This window comes from Streptomyces chumphonensis (genome assembly GCF_014779715.1).
GTDB lineage: Bacteria > Actinomycetota > Actinomycetes > Streptomycetales > Streptomycetaceae > Streptomyces > Streptomyces chumphonensis.
This window is the reverse complement of sequence record NZ_JACXYU010000015.1, coordinates 100,150-121,274: the sequence shown is the minus strand read 5'-3', so window position 1 is coordinate 121,274 and position 21,125 is coordinate 100,150. Positions and strand designations below refer to the sequence as shown.

Here is a 21,125-nt window from a genome sequence, read left to right as displayed (position 1 = left end):
CCCGTCGCGGACCACCCCCGCATCCGGCGGCCGGGCACGGCTCCGGGCGTAGGCTCGGAGCCGGACGGGCGTGTCCCGGCACGCTCGTGCCCGGCACCGCACCGTGCCCGAACCCGCAGCGAGAAACGTCAAGGAGAGCCCACAGATGGAGCTCGGTCTCATCGGCCTCGGCAAGATGGGCGGCAACATGCGTGAGCGCATGCGCCGTGCCGGCCACACCGTCATCGGATACGACCGGAACCCCGAGCTGGCCGACGTCCACAGCCCGCGGGAGTTGGTGGACGCCCTGCCGGGTCCGCGCGTGGTGTGGGTGATGGTTCCCGCGGGCGAGCCCACCCAGGCGACGATCGACGAGCTCGCGCAGCTCCTCTCCCCCGGTGACGTCGTCGTGGACGGCGGCAACTCCCGATGGACGGACGACGAGAAGCACGCCGCCGAGCTGGCCGAGCGGGGCATCGGGTTCGTGGACTGCGGCGTCTCCGGCGGCGTGTGGGGCCTGGAGAACGGTTACGCCCTCATGTACGGCGGCTCCGCCGAGGATGTGGCGAAGGTGCAGCCCGCCTTCGACGCGCTCAAGCCGGAGGGCGAGTTCGGTTCGGTGCACGCGGGCAAGGTCGGTGCCGGGCACTTCGCCAAGATGGTCCACAACGGCATCGAGTACGCCATGATGCAGGCCTTCGCCGAGGGCTGGGAACTGCTGGAGGCCGTCGACTCGGTGACGGACGTGCGGGAGGTCTTCCGCTCCTGGCAGCAGGGCACCGTGATCCGCTCCTGGCTGTTGGACCTGGCCGTGAACGCGCTCGACGACGACCAGCACCTGGGGCGGCTGCGCGGCTACGCGCAGGACTCCGGTGAGGGCCGGTGGACGGTCGAGGCCGCCATTGATCACGCCGTGCCGCTGCCGGCCATCACCGCCTCGCTGTTCGCCCGCTTCGCCTCGCGTCAGGACGACTCGCCGCAGATGAAGATGATCGCCGCGCTGCGCAACCAGTTCGGTGGTCACGCGGTGACCGCGAAGAGCGACCACCTGGGGGCCGACGCGCCGGGCGCCGACGTCGCTCCGCCCGTCGGTGGCTGATCCGGCACCCGGCTGATGCACGTCGCGCACCTCTCTCTCGCAGATTTCCGTTCCTACCCCCGGGCCGAGGTCGCTCTCGGCCCGGGGGCGACGGCGTTCGTCGGGCCGAACGGGCAGGGCAAGACCAACCTCGTCGAGGCGATCGGCTATCTCGCCACCCTCGGCAGCCACCGGGTCGCCTCGGACGCGCCGCTGGTGCGGATGGGGGCGGACCGGGCGGTCGTGCGGGCCTCGGTGGTGCAGGGGGAGCGGCAGCAGCTCGTCGAGCTGGAGATCAACCCGGGGCGCGCGAACCGGGCCCGTCTGAACCGGTCCTCTCAGGTACGCCCGCGCGACGTGCTGGGCATCGCGCGGACGGTGCTGTTCGCCCCGGAGGACCTGAGCCTCGTCAAGGGCGATCCGGGTGAGCGCCGCCGCTTCCTGGACGAGCTGGTCACCGCCCGCTCCCCCCGCATGGCGGGGGTGCGGTCGGACTACGACCGCGTCCTCAAACAGCGGAACACGCTGCTGAAGTCCGCGGCCATGGCCCGTCGGCACGGGGGCCGGTCGCTGGACCTCTCGACCCTGGACGTGTGGGACCAGCATCTGGCCCGCGCCGGTGCGGAGCTGCTGGCGCAGCGGTTCGCGCTCGTGGCGGACCTGGAGCCGTTGGCCGACAAGGCGTACGAGGAACTGGCCCCCGGCGGCGGCCCGTTGGCACTGGAGTACCGCTGCCCGGTGGCCGGTGGCTCGCGCGAGGAGCTGTACGAACAGCTGCTGGTGGCCCTGGGCGAGGCGCGGCGGCAGGAGATCGAGCGCGGCGTGACGCTCGTGGGCCCGCATCGGGACGACCTGCTGCTCCAGCTGGGCCGGATGCCCGCCAAGGGGTATGCCAGCCATGGGGAGTCGTGGTCCTACGCGCTCGCTCTGCGGCTGGCTTCCTACGACCTGCTGCGCGCGGAGGGCAACGAGCCGGTGCTCGTGCTGGACGACGTCTTCGCCGAGTTGGACGCCCGCCGGCGGGAGCGGCTGGCGGCGCTGGTGGCTCCGGCGGAACAGGTTCTGGTGACGGCGGCTGTGGACGACGACGTGCCGACCGCTCTCGCGGGGGCCCGGTTCGCCGTGGCCGACGGTGAGGTGACCCCGGCATGAAGGACCCCGGTGCGCACGACGGTCCCGCTGCCGACTCCGCGTCGCCGCCCGGTGGGGCGGGCGGCACCCCCGAAGCGCCGACGCCCCCGGTCTCCGGCGTCGATCTGGCCCGGGTGGCGCTGCGGGCGGCCAAGGAGCAGGCGCGGGCGCGCGGGGAGGCCCAGGGGTCGGGTCGGCAGGTCCGGCGCGGCGGTCTGCGGTCGGGTGCGCGGCGGGACGGTCGGGACCCGCTGCCCCTGGGAGCGGCGATCGAACGGCTGAAGACCGAGCGGGGCTGGGAGATGCCCATCGCCGTGGGGGGCGTGATGGGCCGGTGGGATCACATCGTCGGGGAGAAGAACGCCGAGCACTGTCGTCCGGAGCGGTACGACGAGGAGAACCGGGTGCTGCACGTGCGCTGTGACTCCACCGCGTGGGCCACGGAGCTGCGCCGTCTCGCGCCGCAGCTCGTGCGGCGGCTCAACGAAGACCTGGGACAGGGCGCGGTGACCCTGATCAAGGTCCTCGGCCCCGGCGGATCCGGTCCCCGCCATGGGCCGCTGCGGGTGCGCTGACCCGGCTTCGACCGCTGACGTTTCACGTGAAACGCCGTCGCGCGACCCGTGCGGCACGCCCCGCGCGAGTGACCCCGGTCACGGTAATCGGAGGTTGACAGTCCGAAGCGCTGAGGGCCCCTGTGAGCCTCTTGAGGCCCCCGGTCGCATATGGGGAGTCGGCCATCGTTCCCTCAGGGCGGCACATGGGGACTCAGGCGGCAGCAAACACCCATTCATGTCAGCGCTACCGGTAGACTGACAGCACCCGCCGTACTGCGGACCAAGCCGAACGACGCAGTCGCTCCTGTCGTCACAGGAGACGACGTGTGCTGTGCCAGAAAGGGCGCTTCGTGGCCGATTCCGGCAACCCCAACGAGAATCCCCCGTCCCCCGCCGAGGACACCGCCGCCGACCCCGTATCCCTGGGCGAGCCGTCGTACGACGCGAGCGCGATCACCGTCCTGGAGGGCTTGGACGCGGTTCGCAAACGTCCGGGCATGTACATCGGTTCGACGGGCGAGCGCGGTCTTCACCACCTGGTGTACGAGGTGGTCGACAACTCCGTCGACGAGGCGCTGGCCGGCTGGGCCGACACCATCTCGGTGACGCTCCTCGCCGACGGCGGTGTCCGCGTCGTGGACAACGGGCGCGGTATCCCGGTGGGCATCGTTCCCTCGGAGAACAAGCCGGCCCTTGAGGTCGTCCTCACCGTGCTGCACGCCGGCGGCAAGTTCGGCGGCGGTGGCTACGCCGTCTCCGGTGGTCTGCACGGCGTCGGTGTGTCCGTGGTGAACGCCCTCTCGCAGCGGGTTTCCGTCGAGGTCAGGACGGACGGCCACCGGTGGACGCAGGACTACAAGCTGGGCGTGCCCACGGCGCCGCTGCAGCAGCACGAGGCCACCGAGGAGACCGGGACGAGCGTCACCTTCTGGGCCGACGGCGACATCTTCGAGACGACGGACTACTCGTTCGAGACCCTGTCGCGCCGTTTCCAGGAGATGGCGTTCCTCAACCGCGGGCTGACGATCTCGCTGACGGACGAGCGCGCCGCCGCCAAGCAGACGGCGGGCGCCGACACCACGGACTCCGCCGACGACGACCAGCCGCGCTCCGTCACGTTCCACTACGAGGGCGGCATCTCCGACTTCGTCCGGCACCTGAACTCCCGCAAGGGGGAGCCGGTGCATCCGACCGTCGTGTACTTCGAGACGGAGGACAAGGACCGGATGCTGTCGGCGGAGATCGCCATGCAGTGGAACACGCAGTACAGCGAGGGTGTCTACAGCTTCGCCAACACGATCCACACGCACGAGGGCGGCACCCACGAAGAGGGGTTCCGCGCGGCGCTCACCGGTCTGGTCAACCGCTACGCGCGGGAGCGGAAGCTGCTGCGGGAGAAGGACGACAACCTCACCGGCGAGGACATCCGCGAGGGTCTGACGGCCATCATCTCCGTGAAGCTCGGCGAGCCGCAGTTCGAGGGCCAGACGAAGACGAAGCTGGGCAACACCGAGGCGAAGACGTTCGTCCAGAAGATCGTCCACGAGCACGTCACGGACTGGTTCGACCGCAATCCCAACGAGGCGGCGGACATCATCCGCAAGGGCATCCAGGCGGCCACCGCCCGCGTCGCCGCCCGCAAGGCCCGCGACCTCACCCGGCGCAAGGGGCTGCTGGAGACGGCGTCCCTGCCGGGCAAGCTCTCGGACTGCCAGTCCAACGACGCGAGCAAGTGCGAGATCTTCATCGTCGAGGGTGACTCGGCCGGTGGTTCCGCGAAGTCCGGACGCGATCCGCAGTACCAGGCCATCCTGCCCATCCGCGGCAAGATCCTGAACGTGGAGAAGGCCCGCATCGACAAGGTGCTGCAGAACACCGAGGTGCAGGCGCTGATCTCGGCCTTCGGTACCGGCATCCACGAGGACTTCGACATCGAGAAGCTCCGCTACCACAAGATCATCTTGATGGCGGACGCCGACGTCGACGGTCAGCACATCAACACCCTGCTGCTCACGCTGCTCTTCCGCTTCATGCGCCCCCTGGTCGAGGCCGGGCACGTGTACCTGTCCGCCCCGCCGCTGTACAAGATCAAGTGGTCCCGGGACGATCACGAGTATGCCTACTCCGACCGTGAGCGCGACCAGCTCATCACCCTCGGCCGCGAGCAGGGCAAGCGGATCAGGGACGACTCGGTGCAGCGCTTCAAGGGCCTCGGCGAGATGAACGCCGAGGAGCTGCGCGTGACGACGATGGACTCCGAGCTGCGTGTGCTGCGTCAGGTGACCATCGACGACGCCGCCGCCGCCGACGACCTGTTCTCGATCCTCATGGGCGAGGACGTGGAGTCGCGGCGCTCGTTCATCCAGCGCAACGCCAAGGACGTCCGTTTCCTCGACATCTGAGTCGGTCCGGCACCGCAGGCACCCATGGCCGCCAGAAAGGGACTTTGAACACCAATGGCCGACGACATCACCGCGGGGAACCCCGGAAGCCCGGAGGAGGGGCCGGCCACCGTGCCGCCCGTCGACCCGGAGATCGCCCTGCGCATCGAGCCGGTGACGCTGGAAACCGAGATGCAGCGCTCGTATCTCGACTACGCGATGAGCGTCATCGTCTCCCGCGCCCTGCCCGACGTCCGGGACGGGCTCAAGCCGGTGCACCGGCGCGTGCTGTACGCCATGTACGACGGGGGCTACCGGCCCGAGCGCGGCTTCTACAAGTGCGCCCGCGTCGTCGGCGACGTGATGGGGACGTACCACCCGCACGGTGACTCCTCCATCTACGACGCCCTCGTGCGGCTCGCGCAGTCCTGGTCGATGCGGATGCCGCTCGTCGACTCCAACGGCAACTTCGGTTCGCCCGGCAACGACCCGGCCGCCGCGATGCGGTACACCGAGTGCAAGATGGCCCCGCTGGCCATGGAGATGCTCCGGGACATCGACGAGGAGACCGTCGACTTCCAGGACAACTACGACGGCCGCAACCAGGAGCCGACGGTCCTGCCGTCCCGCTTCCCGAACCTGCTGGTCAACGGTTCGGCCGGCATCGCCGTCGGGATGGCCACCAACATCCCGCCGCACAACCTGCGCGAGGTGGCCGCCGGCGCGCAGTGGTACCTGGAGCACCCGGAGGCGTCCAACGAGGAGCTGCTGGACGCGCTGCTGGAGCGCATCAAGGGGCCGGACTTCCCGACGGGTGCGCTGGTGGTGGGCCGCAGCGGCATCGAGGACGCCTACCGCACCGGCCGGGGCTCCATCACGATGCGCGCCGTGGTCGAGGTCGAGGAGATCCAGGGCCGGCAGTGCCTGGTCGTCACCGAGCTGCCCTACCAGGTGAACCCGGACAACCTGGCGCTGAAGATCGCCGAGCTGGTGAAGGACGGCCGGGTCGGCGGCATCGCCGACGTCCGCGACGAGACGAGCTCCCGGACGGGGCAGCGGCTGGTCGTCGTCCTGAAGCGGGACGCGGTGGCCAAGGTCGTCCTCAACAACCTGTACAAGCACACCGACCTCCAGACGAACTTCGGCGCGAACATGCTCGCGCTGGTCGACGGGGTGCCGCGCACGCTGTCGCTGGACGCGTTCATCCGCAACTGGGTCTCCCACCAGGTCGACGTCGTCGTCCGCCGTACCCGGTACCGGCTGCGCAAGGCCGAGGAGCGGGCGCACATCCTGCGCGGCCTGCTCAAGGCGCTGGACGCGATCGACGAGGTCATCGCGCTCATCCGGCGCAGCGACACGGTGGACGTCGCGCGGACCGGCCTGATGGGGCTGCTGGAGATCGACGAGATCCAGGCCAACGCCATCCTGGAGATGCAGCTGCGCCGGCTGGCCGCCCTGGAGCGGCAGAAGATCACCGCGGAGCACGACGACCTCCAGAACAAGATCAACGAGTACAACGCGATCCTCGCCTCGCCGGTGCGTCAGCGCGGCATCATCAGCGAGGAGCTGACGGCGCTCGTCGAGAAGTTCGGCGACGACCGGCGCAGCCAGCTGGTGCCCTTCGAGGGCGACATGTCCATCGAGGACCTGATCGCCGAGGAGGACATCGTCGTCACGATCACCCGTGGCGGCTACATCAAGCGCACGAAGGCCGTCGACTACCGGGCGCAGAAGCGCGGCGGCAAGGGCGTGCGGGGTACGAAGCTGCGCGAGGACGACATCGTCGACCACTTCTTCGTCTCCACGACGCACCACTGGCTGCTGTTCTTCACGAACAAGGGCCGCGTCTACCGGGCGAAGGCCTATGAGCTGCCGGACGCCGGACGGGAGGCCCGGGGCCAGCACGTCGCGAACCTGCTGGCCTTCCAGCCCGACGAGCAGATCGCCGAGATCCTCGCGATCCGCGACTACGAGGCGGTGCCGTACCTCGTGCTGGCCACGAAGTCGGGGCTGGTGAAGAAGACGCCGCTCAAGGACTACGACTCGCCCCGATCGGGCGGCGTCATCGCCATCAACCTCCGGCAGATGGACGACGGCCGTGACGACGAGCTGATCGGCGCGGAGCTGGTGTCCTCGGCGGACGACCTGCTGCTGATCAGCAAGAAGGCGCAGTCCATCCGCTTCACGGCGACGGACGACGCGCTGCGGCCCATGGGGCGCGCCACGTCGGGTGTGAAGGGCATGAGCTTCCGCGAGGGCGACGAGTTGCTGTCGATGAACGTCGTCCGGCCGGGCACGTTCGTGTTCACGGCGACCGACGGCGGGTACGCCAAGCGCACGAACGTCGACGAGTACCGCGTCCAGGGCCGCGGCGGCCTCGGTATCAAGGCGGCCAAGATCGTCGAGGACCGCGGGTCGCTCGTCGGGGCGCTCGTGGTCGAGGAGACGGACGAGATCCTCGCCATCACGCTCAGCGGCGGTGTGATCCGCACGCGGGTCAGCGGGGTGCGGGAGACCGGCCGTGACACCATGGGCGTCCAACTGATCAACCTGGGCAAGCGTGACGCCGTGGTCGGGATCGCGCGCAACGCCGAGGCGGGCCGCGAGGCCGAAGAGGTCGAGGCGGTCGTCGACGCGGTGGTCGGGGACGGCGCGGAGGCGGCGGCCGACCCGGGCGCCACCGACGCGGCCGGACAGGGCGTCGCGGAGCCGGGCGCCGTCGAGCACACCACGGACAGCGAGGAGTAGGGCGTGAGCGGTACCTCGGGCGGGGCGGAGCAGGGCGCGTCCCCTGGTGGCGGCCGCGGGCCCGCCGGTGGTCACGGACGTCACCCGGTCGGCGCGGGCGAGGGCACGAGCGGCGGCGGGACGCTGACGAGCGCGGCGCAGCCGCACCACCCGCCGCACGCCTACCCGGCGCCCGGCCACGGGCCCGGTGCCCCGCGCGCGGCCGCCGAGGCGCCGTCCGCCGTGCGGGTCCCCCGGACCGGGGCGCGCACCGTGCCCCGGACGCGCAAGGCACGGCTACGGGTGGCCAAGGCGGACCCGTGGTCGGTGATGAAGGTCAGCTTCCTGTTGTCCATCGCGCTCGGCATCTGCACGATCGTGGCGGTGGCCGTCCTGTGGATGGTCATGGACGCGATGGGCGTCTTCTCCACCCTGGGGAAGACGATCGCCGACGCGACGGCCTCGCCCGACGGCTCCGGGTTCGAGCTGGAGGAGATGCTGTCACTGCCCCGCGTGCTGCTGTTCACGGGCGTCATCGCGGCCATCGACGTGGTGCTGGCGACGGCTCTGGCGACGCTGGGGGCCTTCGTCTACAACCTGTCGGCCGGATTCGTCGGCGGTGTGGAGCTGACCCTCGCGGAGGACGAGTAAGCGCAGGTGGCCGGGCCCGGTCGGCTCAGCCGGCCGGGCCGCGGAACCGATTTTGGGCCGGGGCGGGAATGCGCTAATCTTTCCGTGCAGCGCGGGGCTATAGCTCAGACGGTTAGAGCGCTTCCCTGATAAGGAAGAGGCCACAGGTTCAAGTCCTGTTAGCCCCACCGCCTTGAACGCCCCGGACCGACACGGTCCGGGGCGTTCTGCGTCAGGGGCAGGACTCCTCGAACTTGACGACGTTCAAGGTCACCGGCTCGCCGTCGAAGGGCGCCCCGCCGGCCGGCTCCTGGGAGCAGACCTGCCAGTTCGAGCCCACCAGGACCATCCGCTTCTCACCGGACGCGTCGTTCACGGTGATGGACGTGTTGTCGGGCAGGGCGTCGCGGGCGACGTTGGCGGACTCCCCGACCACGTCCGGCATCGTCCCCTCCGCCGCGTCGGGTCCCGTGCCGGTGACGTCCTGCGCGGGGCAGTCCTCCTCCAGTTTCACCGTGCCGAAGTCCACCTCGACGTCCACGGGGTGCTCGCCGGCGGCCGGGGTCTGGAAGCACACCTTCCAGTTGCGGTCGAACGCCTGCATCCGGTCCCGCCCGGCCGAGTCGTGCGAGGTGAGGTCGGAGAAGCCCGCTTCCTGTGCGGCGTCCTGGGCCGCCTGGAGCCCCTTGCCGGTGAGGTCGGGCAGTGCGGCGGTCTCGGGGGTGCCGGTGGAGGGCTCGTCCGGGGCGGGCTCCCCGTTTTCCGGTGTGTCCCGGGTCGAGCCGGACGACGTGTCGTCGTTCGTGGCGTCCTCGGTGCAGCCGACGGCGGTGATGAGCGTAGCGGTGAGCACCGCGACGGCGGTGGCACGGATGCGATGGTGCATGCGAGGTGACCTTTCGGCGGCAGTGGGACACGTGGGGTGGCGGAATGAAGACACCGGAGGAGGTCTCGATGGTTGCGCAGCGAGAGGGAGTCGTCACGCGACGGTGTGTGGGCGGAGCCCGCTCGACCGCGACACCACGGCGGGCCGGGCTCGGCTCGACCGTGGCGTGGCGGGGAGGAGAGTGCGGCGTCGGTGCACGAGGGCGTTTCTACCGGGGGGTTGTATCATCGGGCGCCAGTAGGGTCTGACGTCGTTGAAGGACGAGGTAACGCCGTGAAGAAGCTTCTCCTGTTCGCGCTTGCCGCCATCGGCGGACTCCTCGTGTACCGCCAGATTCAGGCGGACCGTGCCGAGCAGGACCTGTGGACGGAGGCCACCGACTCCGTGCCCGCGGGCACGGGTGTGTGAGCCGCTCCGCAGTCCGGTCAGTGTTCGGTTGAAAGCCCCGGCCCCCGGCCGGGGCTTTTGCCGTCGCTGTTGCCCCACCGTGACGGCAGGCGCCTTGAACTGTGCAACGGCAAACCCTAGCGTCGGGTGTGGGGGCCTCCGGGTCCCGTCGCCGAGGTGATGGTTCGTCAGTTTTGCGGTTCGGTGCCCGGCCGCGCGGTGAGGTGGGCGCCCGGACGGCGCTCGTGATGGTTGGCCGGTTAGCAGGAGCGACGATATGGGGAGGGGCGGCGCATGGGGAAGCGGCGCGTGACGGGCGCGGGGGCCGCCGCCCTGGCGGGACTGTGCGCCTCGGCGGTGCTGTCGGGCCCGGCGGTGGCGGTCGGGCAGGCCGAGGACGCCGGGGAGGCGCCGCCCACGTACGCCGTGGCGGAGGACGCCACGCCCGTGGAGGGCACGGCCAGCAGTTCCGGTGGGCCCGAACTGCGGCCGGGACTCTCCACGGACAGCATCGGGCCGGGCGAGGAGAGGTTCTACAGCGTCACGCTGGACGACACCTCGACGGTCTACCTGTCGGCCACGGCGGCGCCGAGGCCCGGTGCGGAGGTCCGGTCGTTCGGCGAGAAGCTGTCCATGCGGCTGCTGACCGTCGAGGGCGACGCGTGCGACACCGCGGGGTCGGCGACGTTCGGCACCACCTCCGCGTACCCCGTCAGCGGCTACGCGGCACGCCGTGTCGGCGGTGGCATCGAGGTGTGCCAGGAGGCGGGCCCCTATCTGTTCCAGGTGGTGCGGGAGAGCCCGGAGGAGTCCGACCAGGCGCGGTGGCCCATCGAGATCGGCTACCACGTCGAGCCGGGGCTGGAGGGTGCCGTGCCCGGTCCGCCGGGTGTCTCGGGGGGTGAGGAGCCGAAGGCGCCCACGCCCCCGTCCGGAACGGCCCGGCAGGCCAGGGGCGGCACCGGCTTCAACGACGCCGGTGCGGTGGCCGACGGTGTGTGGCGGGACGGGGTCAGGGCGGGTGAGTCGCGCTTCTACCGGGTGCCGGTGGACTGGGGGCAGCAGCTCTTCGCCCGGCTGGAGGTGCCGAACGCGGCGGTGGACGGGGACGGCGCGGCCGGGTTCGTGTCGGACGCCTTCTCGCTCCGGTTGTACAACCCGGCGCGCGCGGCCCTGTCCGACAGCGACTTCGAGACGTACTCGGGTGAGCAGGCCGCGATGAGCCTGGCCGGCGGCGCGGTCGACTACGGCAACCGCTTCGCCGACGAGGGCCGGGGCCGCAGCATCGCGGGCTGGCACTACCTCCAGGTGACCTTCCACCGGGACATGGCCGCCCACTTCCCCGACGGTGCCGACGTCACGCTGCGGGTGACCGTCGACGGTGCGGCGCGGGAGGCGCCCGCGTACGTGAGCGACGCGTTGCCGGCCGGTTTCGGGGTCACGGACGAGGACCGGGAGGCGGCCGAGCAGGGCCTGACGGCGGCCGAGGCGGTGGCCCGGCGGGACGGCGGGCTGCGGCTGCTGGCCTACGGGGCCTTCGGCACCGGCACCGCGCTGCTCCTCGGCCTCGGCGCGTGGTGGCTGGTCGGCCGACGGCGGCCGGTCGCGCCCGGCGCGCCGCCGGTGGGCGCCGGGCAGGGCTACGGCTACCCGCCGCAGGGTTACGGTCCGCCCGGCACGCGCTGAGCGGGACGTCCGGCACCGGGCCCGGGCCCTCAGGCCCTCAGGACTGCGTCAGCGCCCAGACGCCCACGGCGAAGCACAGCAGCGCGAGGGCCAGCACCGGGACCGCCACCACGACGGGGGGTCCCCCGCGCCGCGCGGGGGTCGCGCTCCCCCCGGCCGGACCGAAGGGCTCCGCCGGGTGGGCCCCGGGTGCCGGGAAGGCGGCGGCGGGGAGCAGCGGCGTCGGGCTGGGGGTGCCGGTGACGGGGGCGGACGGCCTCGGCTCCGGGTGCGGGGCCGGGGGCCGGACGGGTGTGGGCGGGGCCAGGTGGAAGCTGCCGGTCGTCGACGCTTCGGCCGACGGGAGGGGCGGTGCCGCGGGCTCGTGCGCGGCACCGGGCGAGGCGGGGGTGCGGGGGCCGTCGGGGCCGTAGCCCTGCGGCAGGGGGCCGATCTGGTCGAGGACCTCCACGGTGTCGATGGTCCTGCCCAGCGGCAGGGTGACCCCCGCGTCCAGCAGCTCCAGCGCTCCGGCGAGGGCCTTGCGGGCTCCGGTGGCGGTGCGGAAGCGGGCGTGCGGGTCGGGCTGGAGGAGCCCGCCGAGGACCTGCCACAGCGGCTCGGGCACTGGGTCGGGGGCGTCGGGCACCCCGTGCTCGTAGGCCGTGAGCAGGGCCTGGGAGTCCGGCTTGCGGCCGGTCAGCAGGTAGAGGCCGACGAGGCCGACGGCGTAGAGGTCGGCGGGGAAGTCCGGCTCGGCGCCCAGCATCTGCTCGGGGGCGAAGTAGCCGGGGGTGCCGACGACGTAGGCGGTGTCGGTGAGCCGGGGCTCGCCTTTGCGCATGGCGATGCCGAAGTCGGACAGCCGCAGGTGGGGGCGGCCGGTGCCGGTGGCGTCGAGGAGGATGTTGGCGGGTTTGATGTCGCGGTGGACGACGTCCTCGGCGTGCACGGCGGTGAGGCCGGCGAGCAGCTGGTCCAGCAGGCCGCACACCAGGCGGGGCGGCAACGCGCCGTAGTCGCCGATGAGATGGGCGAGGGAGCCGCCGCGCACGAGGTCCATGGCGAACATGACCTGGTCGTCGTCGGCGGCCCAGCTCGTGGGGGCGAGGACGTGCGGGTGGTCGATGCGCAGGGCCTGTTCCCGCACGAAGCGCAACAGGGCGTGGGCGTCGCTCTGCTGGAGGACCTTCGCCGCCACGTACCGCTTCCGGCGGTGGTCCCACGCCCGCCAGACGGCGCCGGCACCGCCCCGGCCGATCGGGTCCACCAGTTCGTACCGGCCAGCGAAGACCTCGCCCATCGTGCCGTGCCGCCCTCTCGACTCCCGCGCTCAGCCCTGGTGGGCCTCGTAGTGCCTGACCGCGTCCGAGGTCTTGCCCGCCCCGTACACCTTGAGGAACTCTGCCAGCTCGGGGTGGGTTCCTGCGAGGGTCTGGGAGGCCTCCAGGATCTCCTGGGCGTCGGAGATGGCCCGCAGCAGGGACTGGATCTCGCGGACGGCGCGTTTGACGGTGTTCTGCTGACCCGACGTGGTGGTGCCGGCCGCGCCGCCCAGCACGCTCTGCCCGGCGGAGCGGCGGACCTCCTCCATGCGGCGGGTGGCGTCGGCGGCGCTGACCTGCCCGCTCGCCACCTCCCCCGCCAGTTCCTGCAGCGCCTGGACGCGCTGGACGACGGCCGGGTTGCCGATCTTGGCCCGCTGTCCGCTCATGAGCTGCGAGAGCATCGGGGCCGACAGGCCGAGCACGGTGGCCAGCCGCGCCTGGTTGAGGCCCAGGTCGTCGATCAGCCGTCGGAACAGCGTGCCCAGCGGCTCGCCGTACCAAGCGCTCTGCAGCTCCCGGGCCTTGGCCGTGGGGTCCTGCTGTGCTGCTTCCATGAGTCTCCCCTGTGTCTCCCCTGTCCGCTTCGCGCCAGCGAACTTGCGGTGCATCCTACGGAGCCGTGCCCTCCGGGGCGATACCCGGTCGGAATCGGACGGCCGGAGCGGGTACTCTGGTGGCCGACGGGGCCTTAGCTCAGTTGGTAGAGCGCTGTCTTTGCATGGCAGATGTCAGGGGTTCGACTCCCCTAGGCTCCACTCGGTCGAAGCCCTCCGAGCTGCGGGAACGCGGTGCCGGGGGGCTTTGTCGTGGGCGCCGGGCCGTCGCTGCCGAACTCATCTCCCCCTGTCCGCGCGGGAGTTCCGAGATCGGCCCGGTGCGATGTCCACCGGGGCGCGCAGCGCGCCCTGTGCGACGCGCGCACGGGCTGCGGCTGGTCGTCGTCCGTCCGGCAGACCCGGCGGCGGACGGCCGGGGGCGGCTGCGCCGCGACGAGGCGGCCGACCTGGCGGCGCTGGAGGCGATCCCGGCCCCCGGCCGGGACGGTGAGCGGACGGCACCGCCCACGTCTGACCACCGGGGCCCTGGGGGGCGAGGGCCCGGGGTCACCCGGGTGGGCGGTCCGGGAGGCGGGGCTCCGGGGCCCGTGGGAGCCTCGAACGGAAGCGATGGCCGCCGTCCGTGCCCGTGGACCCTCGGGGGCGGAGGCGCCTGGACCCGCCTCGCCGGAGCGCAGTGGTATGGATGGTGACAGCTCGTTCCTCTCCTCACCGGAGTCGGCGGAGCCGCGCGAGAACGCGTACCTGGTGTTCGACGAGGAGGGGGTCGTCACCGGGTGGAGCCCGCCGGTGGGCCCGCTGCTCGGGTACCCGGCGGCGCGGCTGCGGACGCTGCGGGCCCGGGACCTGGTCGACGACGCCGTGGCGGCGCGGCTGCTCGCGCGCGGGGACGGTGAGACGGACCCGGCGCCCGTCCCCGTCCGGTGCGCGGACGGGGCCCGCGTGGAGCTGGTGCTGCGACCGCACCGCATCCGGGTCGGGGCGGACGCCTGGCAGTCGCTGGTGGAGCTGGAGGATCCGGAGCTGGTGCGCCGTCGCTACTTCCGCGACGCCGTGCTCCGCGGCCTGTTCGCCAGGTCGCCGTTCATCATCGACGTGTTCGACGACCGGCTCCGCTTCCTCGCCCAGAACCACTCGCAGATCCGTCCGCACGGTTCGGCGTCCCGGGTGGTCGGGCTCACCATGCGGGAGGCGGCTCCGGGGGGCCACCTGGACTACGACGCCTTCGAGGAGCGTCAGCGGCGCGTGCTGGAGACCGGGGAGCCGCAGATCGCGGGGGAGATCCGGGGACGGCTGCCGGGCGAGCACGACCGGGAGGTCGTCTACTCGGAGACGATCGCACCGCTGCGCGACGTCTCGGGCGCGGTGATCGCGCTGCTCCACCTGGTGCTGGACACCACGGACCGCGTCCATGCCCGCGAGCGCCTCGCGCTGGTGAACGAGGCCAGCGGGAAGATGGGCACGACCCTGGACGTCACGCGGACCGCGCGGGAGATCGCCGAGGCCGTCGTGCCGGGCTTCGCCGACCTGGCGTGCGTCGATCTGCTGGACCCCGGGGACGGGACGGAGGAGGCCCGGCTCACCCGTCGGGCTGCCGCCGGAAGCGCCGGGGCGCCCGGCACGTCGCTGCCGCTCCCGCCGCTCCCGCTGGCGCTGGGGGTCCTGCGTGACGGTGGGCCGCTGCTCCTGACGGGTGAGCGACTGGCCGCCGAGCTGGCCTCGACGGGCCGTGCCGCGGGGGAGGGCGGGCCGCACTCGTGGCTGCTGGTGCCGATGCGGGCCCGGGGCGAGTCGCTGGGCGTCGTGGGCTTCGCCCGGTCGCGCTGGTCGCCGCTCTTCGAGCCGGACGACGTCCTGCTGGCGGAGGAGCTGGCGGCGCGGGCGGGGGCCAGTGTGGACAACGCGGTGCGGTACTCGCAGGAGCGGGCCACGGCGCTGGCGTTGCAGCGGAGCCTGCTCCCCCAGCGCTTCCCGGACGTGATGACGCTGGAGTCGGCCTCGCGCTACCTGCCGTCGTCGGGGCAGCCGATGCCGGGCGGCGCGTGGTTCGACGTGCTGCGGCTCTCCAGCGCCCGCATCGGCCTGGTGGTGGGCAGCGCGCCCGGCACGGGGCTGGCCTCGGCCGTCACCATGGGCCGGGTCCGTACGGCCGTGCGGACCCTCGCGGACCTCGACCTGCCGCCGGACGAGCTGCTCTCGCAGCTGGACGACCAGGTGCGGCGGCAGCAGGAGGAGCTGGCCGAGGGGGCCAGCAGCGCGACGGGGACGACCTGCGTGTACGCGGTGATCGACCCGGTGGCCAGGAGCTGCACGCTGGCCACCGCCGGGCACCCGGCGCCCGTGCTGGTGCCGCACGGCGGGGCGCCCGGACGGGTCGACGTGCCGTCGGCGCCGGCTCTCGGAACCGGGGCGCCGCTGTTCGAGAGCCGGACGCTGCCCCTGGACGAGGGCGACGTCCTGCTGCTGCACACCGGCCCGGCCCCGGAGCGGACGGCTCCGGACGTGTGGGTCGACGCGGTCGGTGCCTGCCTCGACGGGCACGGGCACGGGCACGGGCCGTCACCGGAGGTCGGCGGCGACGGCGGTGACGGCCCGGAGCTCCCACTCGACGCCCTGTGCGACGGCGTGCTGGCCCGCCTCGGGCCGTCGGAGCTCGGCACGGACCTGGCGCTGCTCTCGGTGCGTGCGCACCCGCTGCCCGAGGACCGGCACGCCGCCTGGGAGCTGCCCGTCGATCCGCGTTCGGTGGGTCGTGCCCGCGAGCTGACGGCCGCGCAGCTGACCGCGTGGTCGATGGAGGAGCTCGTTCCGACCACGGAACTGCTGGTCAGCGAGCTGGTGACCAACGCCGTCCGCTACGGCTCCCCGCCGCTGCGCCTGCAGCTGATCTGGGGGCGGACCCTCGTCTGCGAGGTGTGGGACGGCAGCAGCACCGCCCCCCACGTGCGGCGGGCCCTCGACACGGACGAGGGCGGGCGCGGGCTCTTCATGGTCGCCCAGCTCGCCGAGTTGTGGGGGACGCGGTACGGGCCGCGCGGGAAGGTCATCTGGGCGGAGGAGGCCCTGTGACGGTCCCCGGCGGCCCCCGCCCGCGGTGTCAGGGCGTGCCGACGGGGGGTGCCGGTGCGGGACACGCGACGTCGCCGGGGCGCACGCTGAGGTCGAGGCGCGGTGTGGTGAGGAGGCCGGGGATCTGGATGTCCTGGACGGTGCCGGTGATGCCGTCGAACTTCGCGTAGCCGGCCTGGATGCCGAACCGGTGCTCGGGTGCGCCCAGCGGGTTGTCGACGGGGTTCCCCGCCTCGTCGTCGACGGTGGTGACGTCGGTGCCGTCGACGTTGAGGTCGACGACGCCGTCCATGTCCAGGACGCCGGTGGCCTCGCGGACGTCCAGCACCGTGTTCTGCGTGGTGATCTCCCACGAGGCGGGGTCGTCGTCGCCGAGGGTGAACAGGAGTGTGTAGGTCGTCCCCATGATCTCCTGCTGCTGGCTCAGGCACAGGCCGTTGATGACGCCGTCGGCGAAGCCCATGCGCAGGACGCGGACGGTGCCGGTCGTGCCGTCCGGCCGGGTGTGGGGCACGTCGACGACGGCGGCGCCGTACTGCGTGCCGTAGACGCTGCTGGTCGCCAGGCGCAGGGGACGGTCCTGGATCCTCAGGTCGAGCGCCAGCGCGCCGGACGTCATGGCGCCGGCCAGGCCCCCGGCGCTCAGGAGGGCCGGGAGGGCGACGAGTGCGCCGCGCCGCCAGTGGGTGCGCCCCTCGGGACGTGCGCGCGGGGTCATGAGGCCGTCACCGTGATCGTTCCGGGGAGGTGGATCGGGTTGTCGGTGTCGCTGATCCCGGCCTGTTCGTCGATGGTCCGGATGGCGTAGATCCGGCCCTCGAAGTCCTCGGCGCCGGCGGTCAGCGGGATGAGGGAGCCGAAGAAGTTCAGCAGCCCCTGGACGCCGCAGATCCTGACCAGGACGCGGACGCAGATGTTGGTGATGTCGCCCCACATGACGGTGGTCTGCGGGTTGCCCTGGTCGTCGGTGCCGCCGAGCGAGCCCTCCTCGGGCACGTCGATGACGACGGTGTGGCCGTCGGCGCGCTGGGTGACGTTCATGTGGCGGCGGATGGTCAGCTTCTTGAAGGTGTACTGCGTGGTGGTGACCTCCGTCCCGTCGGACAGCCGGATGCGGACGCCGGTCCGCACGCTCAGGGATCGGGCGAGCAGCCGGTCGATGCTGACCTCCAGCGGGTCGGGCGAGGGGAGGAACGGGACGCCCAGCGGCGGGTGTTCGGCCGCGACGGGGCCGGCCGCCGCGCCCTCCCGGCCGGGCAGGACGGCCGTGGCCACGGCGACGACCAGGGCGAGCGCGACGGCCAGGGCGCGGGGCGCGCGCCGGCCGGGCCGGTTCGGACGCGCGCCCGTCACGGACGGTCCGTCGGGTCCGGGGCGGGCCGACGGTGCCGCCGACGCGGCCGCTTGGGGCCCCAGCCGACCATCATCGAGCCGCCCAGCACGCCGAGGGCCATGCCGACGACGAAGCCGCCGAGGTTGGACGTCACCAGGGAGACGACGGCGAGGACGGCCCCGATGAGGCCGAACGTCCAGCGCTGGGAGGGCAGGACGAGCGGGACGAGCCCGGAGAGGATCATGCCGCCCCCGACGAGGTAGCCCGCCACGCCGCCGAAGCCGGTGGCGACGATGAGCTGGAGGGAGCTGAGGGAGAACTTCAGGACCGTCCAGCCCCCGGCGACGAGCCAGACGCAGCCCCAGAACGGGCGGGTGCGGCGGAAGGCGCCGAACCAGCCCCACAGGGCGCGCAGGGCGTGACCGGTCGCGCGGGCGCGAGGCCGTGCGCCGGGGCCCACGCCGGGGCCGGTGTCAGGGTGCTCGGCCGGGTGCTCGGCGGTCGTGGCGGGGGTCAGCATGTCGTCGCCTTTCCGCCGACGACCTTCAGCGTCAGCTGCGGCAGGGCGAGCGAGCCCGCGATCTCGGCGTCGTAGGCGGTGGCGTCCAGGCCGTGGAGCTCGACGGAGCTGCCGCCGTTCTCCCCGGTGGAGCCGAGGCCGAACGCGCCGGGCCGGGCCCCGGTCAGTGGCCTGCCGTCCACGAGCACCTGGTCCGCCGACTGCCCGATGACCGCGTTCTCCAGGGTGGTGACGCCCGAGGAGCCGAGCTCGACGGCCTGCAGGTAGAGGTTCGAGGCGTCGATGTCGGGGGTGAACTCGGTCGGTGCGCCGTCCTGGACGTCCTGGCCGGCCGTCAGGAGCAGCGAGTACGGGACGCCCGCGATCTCCTGGTGGACGATCGCGCACAGCCCGGCGAGACCGGCGCTCGCGAAGCCGACGCGCGTCATGCCGGTGTCCGTGGACGTGCTGCCGTCGGGGTGGCCGATCGGCGGGGTGTTGACGATCGCCCCGAAGCCCAGCCCGGAGACGCCGTTGGAGGTCAGGGAGAAGGGCTGGTCGGTGACGTTGAACGTGGCGGCGAGGGCGCCCTGGCTCAGGGCGCCGGCCAGCGCGCCGACGGCGAGGGCCGCCGGGACGAAGGCGAACGCGCCGCGTCCCCACCGGGTGCCGCGCCGGGTGCCGTCGTCGGCCTCGGCCAGCATGCGCCGGTTCCAGGACGCCACGCCCTCGGTGCCGGTGGTGCGCAGCCGGCGGAGTGCGTCCAGGGGGCCGAGGGCGGTACGGCGGTGGGCTCGGCGTCGGCGCGGAGCGGTGGAGTCCGGGCCGGTGGGGTCCGGTGCGCGGGAGGTGTCCGGGGAGGGCGGGGGAGGGGTCATGGCCGTCTGCTCCGTGGGTGTGCGGTGGGCGGGGGCGGTCACGGCGTGCCCGGTGCCCGGGCGGGCTCCGCGGCCGGGAGGCGCCGGAAGCGGCGCCACCGGCGGGCGGGACGCTCGGGCAGCCAGCCGAAGGCCATCGACCCCCCGAGGACGGCGAGCACCATGCCGACGACGAAGCCGCCGAGGTTGGACAGCGGGAAGGACGCGACCCCGGCGATCACCGCGATGACGCCGGCGGTGTGCCGCTGGCCGGGCATCAGGAGGATGAGCAGGGCCATGGCCATGAGCAGCACGCCGCCGGCCATGCCGGCGATGCCGCCCACCCCGACCTGGAGGATCTTCCCGAGGGGCGCCATGGGCAGGAAGAGGATGACGAAGCCACCGAGCCCCGTCCACAGCGCGCCCCAGAAGGGCCGGGTGCGGCGCCACCGGCGGAAGGCCGTGCGGGCCCGCCGCAGCGGTGAGCGGGAGACGGGGGCTTCGGAGGAGGGGGTGGGAGCCGGGTCGGTCGTCATGGCGGCCTCGCAGGAGTGCGGGAGGGGCGACGGTGCGGCGCGTGGTGCGTGCGGTGCGGGGTGCGGGGGTGGGGCCCGGCCGGCCGGGCCCCACCCCCGTCACACCGGCCGGGTCAGTCCGCGCAGCCCCGGTCGCCGTGCTTGATGCCGATGGAGAGGTCCGGCAGGGTGATCGCGCCGGAGATGGTGGCGCCGTTCGCGTCGGCGGCCAGCCCGTTCAGGTCGGTCCGGCCGCCGGTGGCGTCCAGGCCGAACTGGCCGGGGGTGCCGCCGGTGAGGCCCGTGTCCTTGATGTTCTGGCTGTCGGCGGCGGCACCGATGGTGTTGGGCGTGACGGTGCTGGCGTTCAGTGTGGCGGTGGCGGCGTTCACGGCCTGGGCGTCCAGGACGAGCTTGTTGGCCTGGAGGCCGTCGCCGGAGGCCAGCTGTTCGGGCGTCAGCGGGGTGTCGGCCGCCGGGGAGTGGATGTTCAGCGACCAGGTGCCGAGGTCGCCGATGACCGGCAGGTTCACGGACTGCGTCGCGTGGACGCAGATGCCGTCCAGCCCGGCCCGGGGGAGGCCGACCTGGGCCACGGCCTTCTCGCCGCCCGCGTCGACGGAGTTCATGATCGCCCCGATGCCGTCGGGGGCGGCCACGGTCTTGGAACTGAGGGTGAACGGGACGCTGGTGAGTGACAGGTTCGCCGCGAGGGCGCCCTGCACCATGGCGGCCGTCATGGCGCCGACGGCGATGCCGGCCGGCAGGGCGAGCGCGGCGGATCTGCGCCAGCGGGTGACTCCTCTGACCGATTCCTTCATGGGTTCTCCAACCGTCGTCCCCGCGCTCGGTGCGCAGGGGGGAGTGGGTCCGGCCGTGGGGCTCCGGGTGGGGACCGCCCCGGTGGGGGCGGAGGTTCAGGGGCCGTCGCCCGGCACCTGCGTCAGGTGCGGGCGGTTGCCGAGGCCGTGCGGGGCCGACGGCGGCCAGACGCGCGCGCCGACCCGCCCGGCGACGTCCTCCAGACGCCCCCACCCGTAGTGGCGGGAGTCGTCGGAGACGTCGGGGTTGTCACCGAGGAAGAAGAACCGGCCCGGCGGGACGGTCCGCAGGCGGGGCGCGGCCGAGCGGGTCCCGTCCGCCCCGCAGCAGTTGCCGGTGCGCCGGACCCGGTCGCCCCAGGCGTCGGACGCCACCCGGTGGAGGCGGTCGTCGCCCGCCTTCCGCAGCAGCACCTCGAAGGGGTCCTGCGGCGTGGAGACGATGCCGACGCGGTCGCCCGGCAGCGCGATGACGCGCTTGACGATGAGCACCTCCGTGCGGGGCCGGTGCATCAGGACGAGGTCGAACCGGCGGATGTCGTCCGCCGAGCCGGGGGTGGCGAGCAGGCGCTCCCCGTCGCGCAGGGTCGGTGCCATGCTGGCGCCCTCGACGCGTACGCTCAGCGCGGTGACGCCGACCGCGGTGCCGCCGCTCAGGACCGCGAGCACGGCGAGCAGCGCGACGAGGATCCGGCGCGGTCTCATCCGGCCGTTCCGTCCGGTGC

Annotated in this window: 19 protein-coding genes and 2 tRNA genes; 11 read left to right on the top strand and 10 right to left on the bottom strand. The window is 73.0% G+C overall.

Going from position 1 to position 21,125, the window contains the following annotated elements:
* Positions 1-70 precede the first annotated feature (70 nt).
* The 7 genes from gnd (at position 71) to IF129_RS22550 (ending at position 8,671) form a co-directional block, all read left to right on the top strand.
* On the top strand, positions 71-1,078 hold the full coding sequence (gnd, locus tag IF129_RS22580) for a phosphogluconate dehydrogenase (NAD(+)-dependent, decarboxylating) (RefSeq protein WP_191211622.1): 1,008 nt from the start codon (positions 71-73) through the stop codon (positions 1,076-1,078).
* 15 nt (positions 1,079-1,093) lie between these two features.
* On the top strand, positions 1,094-2,209 hold the full coding sequence (gene recF, locus IF129_RS22575) for a DNA replication/repair protein RecF (RefSeq protein WP_191211621.1): 1,116 nt from the start codon (positions 1,094-1,096) through the stop codon (positions 2,207-2,209).
* On the top strand, positions 2,206-2,763 hold the full coding sequence (locus IF129_RS22570) for a DUF721 domain-containing protein (RefSeq protein WP_191211620.1): 558 nt from the start codon (positions 2,206-2,208) through the stop codon (positions 2,761-2,763). Before recF ends, IF129_RS22570 begins: the two co-directional genes overlap by 4 nt.
* A gap of 308 nt (positions 2,764-3,071) precedes the next feature.
* Positions 3,072-5,147 carry a DNA topoisomerase (ATP-hydrolyzing) subunit B gene (gene gyrB / locus IF129_RS22565; RefSeq protein ID WP_191211619.1) on the top strand — a complete coding sequence of 692 codons (2,076 nt, stop codon included), beginning with the start codon at positions 3,072-3,074 and terminating at the stop codon, positions 5,145-5,147.
* A 54-nt stretch (positions 5,148-5,201) separates the two neighbouring features.
* On the top strand, positions 5,202-7,874 hold the full coding sequence (gene gyrA / locus IF129_RS22560) for a DNA gyrase subunit A (RefSeq protein ID WP_191211618.1): 2,673 nt from the start codon (positions 5,202-5,204) through the stop codon (positions 7,872-7,874).
* A 3-nt stretch (positions 7,875-7,877) separates the two neighbouring features.
* On the top strand, positions 7,878-8,504 hold the full coding sequence (locus IF129_RS22555) for a DUF3566 domain-containing protein (protein WP_318153891.1): 627 nt from the start codon (positions 7,878-7,880) through the stop codon (positions 8,502-8,504).
* Between the two features lie 93 nt (positions 8,505-8,597).
* Positions 8,598-8,671, top strand: a tRNA-Ile gene (locus IF129_RS22550).
* Positions 8,672-8,715: 44 nt separating this feature from the next.
* On the opposite strand, the gene IF129_RS22545 is transcribed toward IF129_RS22550, so the two are convergent.
* Entirely contained in the window at positions 8,716-9,369 is a 654-nt protein-coding gene (locus tag IF129_RS22545) for a PASTA domain-containing protein (protein ID WP_191211617.1), read from the bottom strand.
* Positions 9,370-9,642: 273 nt separating this feature from the next.
* Here IF129_RS22545 and IF129_RS26570 point away from each other — a divergent pair, with 273 nt between their 5' ends.
* Together IF129_RS26570 and IF129_RS22535 are read left to right on the top strand one after the other, a co-directional pair.
* Complete coding sequence (locus IF129_RS26570) at positions 9,643-9,777, top strand: DLW-39 family protein (protein WP_219092078.1); 135 nt, start codon at positions 9,643-9,645, stop codon at positions 9,775-9,777.
* A gap of 273 nt (positions 9,778-10,050) precedes the next feature.
* The gene (locus tag IF129_RS22535; RefSeq protein ID WP_191211615.1) at positions 10,051-11,442 is read left to right on the top strand and encodes a hypothetical protein; all 1,392 of its coding nucleotides are present in this window, start codon (positions 10,051-10,053) and stop codon (positions 11,440-11,442) included.
* Positions 11,443-11,479: 37 nt separating this feature from the next.
* Here IF129_RS22535 and IF129_RS22530 read toward each other — a convergent pair whose 3' ends face one another.
* Both IF129_RS22530 and IF129_RS22525 read right to left on the bottom strand, forming a co-directional pair.
* Complete coding sequence (locus tag IF129_RS22530; protein WP_191211614.1) at positions 11,480-12,724, bottom strand: serine/threonine-protein kinase; 1,245 nt, start codon at positions 12,722-12,724, stop codon at positions 11,480-11,482.
* A 30-nt stretch (positions 12,725-12,754) separates the two neighbouring features.
* Entirely contained in the window at positions 12,755-13,303 is a 549-nt protein-coding gene (locus IF129_RS22525) for a helix-turn-helix domain-containing protein (RefSeq protein ID WP_191211613.1), read from the bottom strand.
* A gap of 128 nt (positions 13,304-13,431) precedes the next feature.
* On the opposite strand from IF129_RS22525, the gene IF129_RS22520 reads away from it, so the two are divergent.
* Positions 13,432-13,504: transfer RNA gene (locus IF129_RS22520), tRNA-Ala, on the top strand.
* Between the two features lie 483 nt (positions 13,505-13,987).
* Positions 13,988-16,375 (top strand): SpoIIE family protein phosphatase, encoded by a 2,388-nt coding sequence (locus IF129_RS22515; RefSeq protein WP_191211612.1) that lies wholly within the window; start codon positions 13,988-13,990, stop codon positions 16,373-16,375.
* A gap of 28 nt (positions 16,376-16,403) precedes the next feature.
* Here the strand turns inward: IF129_RS22515 and IF129_RS22510 are convergent, their stop codons facing one another.
* From IF129_RS22510 to lepB, 7 genes are all read right to left on the bottom strand, one after another.
* The gene (locus IF129_RS22510; RefSeq protein ID WP_191211611.1) at positions 16,404-17,093 is read right to left on the bottom strand and encodes a DUF6230 family protein; all 690 of its coding nucleotides are present in this window, start codon (positions 17,091-17,093) and stop codon (positions 16,404-16,406) included.
* Entirely contained in the window at positions 17,090-17,728 is a 639-nt protein-coding gene (locus IF129_RS22505; RefSeq protein ID WP_191211610.1) for a hypothetical protein, read from the bottom strand. Before IF129_RS22505 ends, IF129_RS22510 begins: the two co-directional genes overlap by 4 nt.
* On the bottom strand, positions 17,725-18,228 hold the full coding sequence (locus IF129_RS22500; protein WP_224755404.1) for a DUF6114 domain-containing protein: 504 nt from the start codon (positions 18,226-18,228) through the stop codon (positions 17,725-17,727). Before IF129_RS22500 ends, IF129_RS22505 begins: the two co-directional genes overlap by 4 nt.
* Complete coding sequence (locus IF129_RS22495; RefSeq protein WP_224755403.1) at positions 18,222-19,085, bottom strand: DUF6230 family protein; 864 nt, start codon at positions 19,083-19,085, stop codon at positions 18,222-18,224. Before IF129_RS22495 ends, IF129_RS22500 begins: the two co-directional genes overlap by 7 nt.
* A 38-nt stretch (positions 19,086-19,123) precedes the next feature.
* Positions 19,124-19,600, bottom strand: coding sequence for a DUF6114 domain-containing protein (locus IF129_RS22490; protein WP_224755402.1), 477 nt, complete (start codon positions 19,598-19,600; stop codon positions 19,124-19,126).
* Between the two features lie 113 nt (positions 19,601-19,713).
* Entirely contained in the window at positions 19,714-20,400 is a 687-nt protein-coding gene (locus tag IF129_RS22485) for a DUF6230 family protein (RefSeq protein WP_191211609.1), read from the bottom strand.
* 96 nt (positions 20,401-20,496) lie between these two features.
* Complete coding sequence (lepB, locus tag IF129_RS22480; RefSeq protein WP_191211608.1) at positions 20,497-21,105, bottom strand: signal peptidase I; 609 nt, start codon at positions 21,103-21,105, stop codon at positions 20,497-20,499.
* Between the last annotated feature and the right edge of the window lie 20 nt (positions 21,106-21,125).

Excerpts from the sequence above, each read along its gene's own strand:
- recF (WP_191211621.1), top strand. The coding sequence starts at position 1,094 with ATGCACGTCGCGCACCTCTCTCTCGCAGATTTCCGTTCCTACCCCCGG.
- IF129_RS22570 (WP_191211620.1), top strand. The coding sequence starts at position 2,206 with ATGAAGGACCCCGGTGCGCACGACGGTCCCGCTGCCGACTCCGCGTCG.
- gyrA (WP_191211618.1), top strand. The coding sequence starts at position 5,202 with ATGGCCGACGACATCACCGCGGGGAACCCCGGAAGCCCGGAGGAGGGG.
- IF129_RS22545 (WP_191211617.1), bottom strand. The coding sequence starts at position 9,369 with ATGCACCATCGCATCCGTGCCACCGCCGTCGCGGTGCTCACCGCTACG.
- IF129_RS22535 (WP_191211615.1), top strand. The coding sequence starts at position 10,051 with ATGGGGAAGCGGCGCGTGACGGGCGCGGGGGCCGCCGCCCTGGCGGGA.
- IF129_RS22530 (WP_191211614.1), bottom strand. The coding sequence starts at position 12,724 with ATGGGCGAGGTCTTCGCTGGCCGGTACGAACTGGTGGACCCGATCGGC.
- IF129_RS22525 (WP_191211613.1), bottom strand. The coding sequence starts at position 13,303 with ATGGAAGCAGCACAGCAGGACCCCACGGCCAAGGCCCGGGAGCTGCAG.
- IF129_RS22515 (WP_191211612.1), top strand. The coding sequence starts at position 13,988 with ATGGATGGTGACAGCTCGTTCCTCTCCTCACCGGAGTCGGCGGAGCCG.
- IF129_RS22510 (WP_191211611.1), bottom strand. The coding sequence starts at position 17,093 with ATGACCCCGCGCGCACGTCCCGAGGGGCGCACCCACTGGCGGCGCGGC.
- IF129_RS22500 (WP_224755404.1), bottom strand. The coding sequence starts at position 18,228 with ATGCTGACCCCCGCCACGACCGCCGAGCACCCGGCCGAGCACCCTGAC.
- IF129_RS22495 (WP_224755403.1), bottom strand. The coding sequence starts at position 19,085 with ATGACCCCTCCCCCGCCCTCCCCGGACACCTCCCGCGCACCGGACCCC.
- IF129_RS22490 (WP_224755402.1), bottom strand. The coding sequence starts at position 19,600 with ATGACGACCGACCCGGCTCCCACCCCCTCCTCCGAAGCCCCCGTCTCC.
- IF129_RS22485 (WP_191211609.1), bottom strand. The coding sequence starts at position 20,400 with ATGAAGGAATCGGTCAGAGGAGTCACCCGCTGGCGCAGATCCGCCGCG.
- lepB (WP_191211608.1), bottom strand. The coding sequence starts at position 21,105 with ATGAGACCGCGCCGGATCCTCGTCGCGCTGCTCGCCGTGCTCGCGGTC.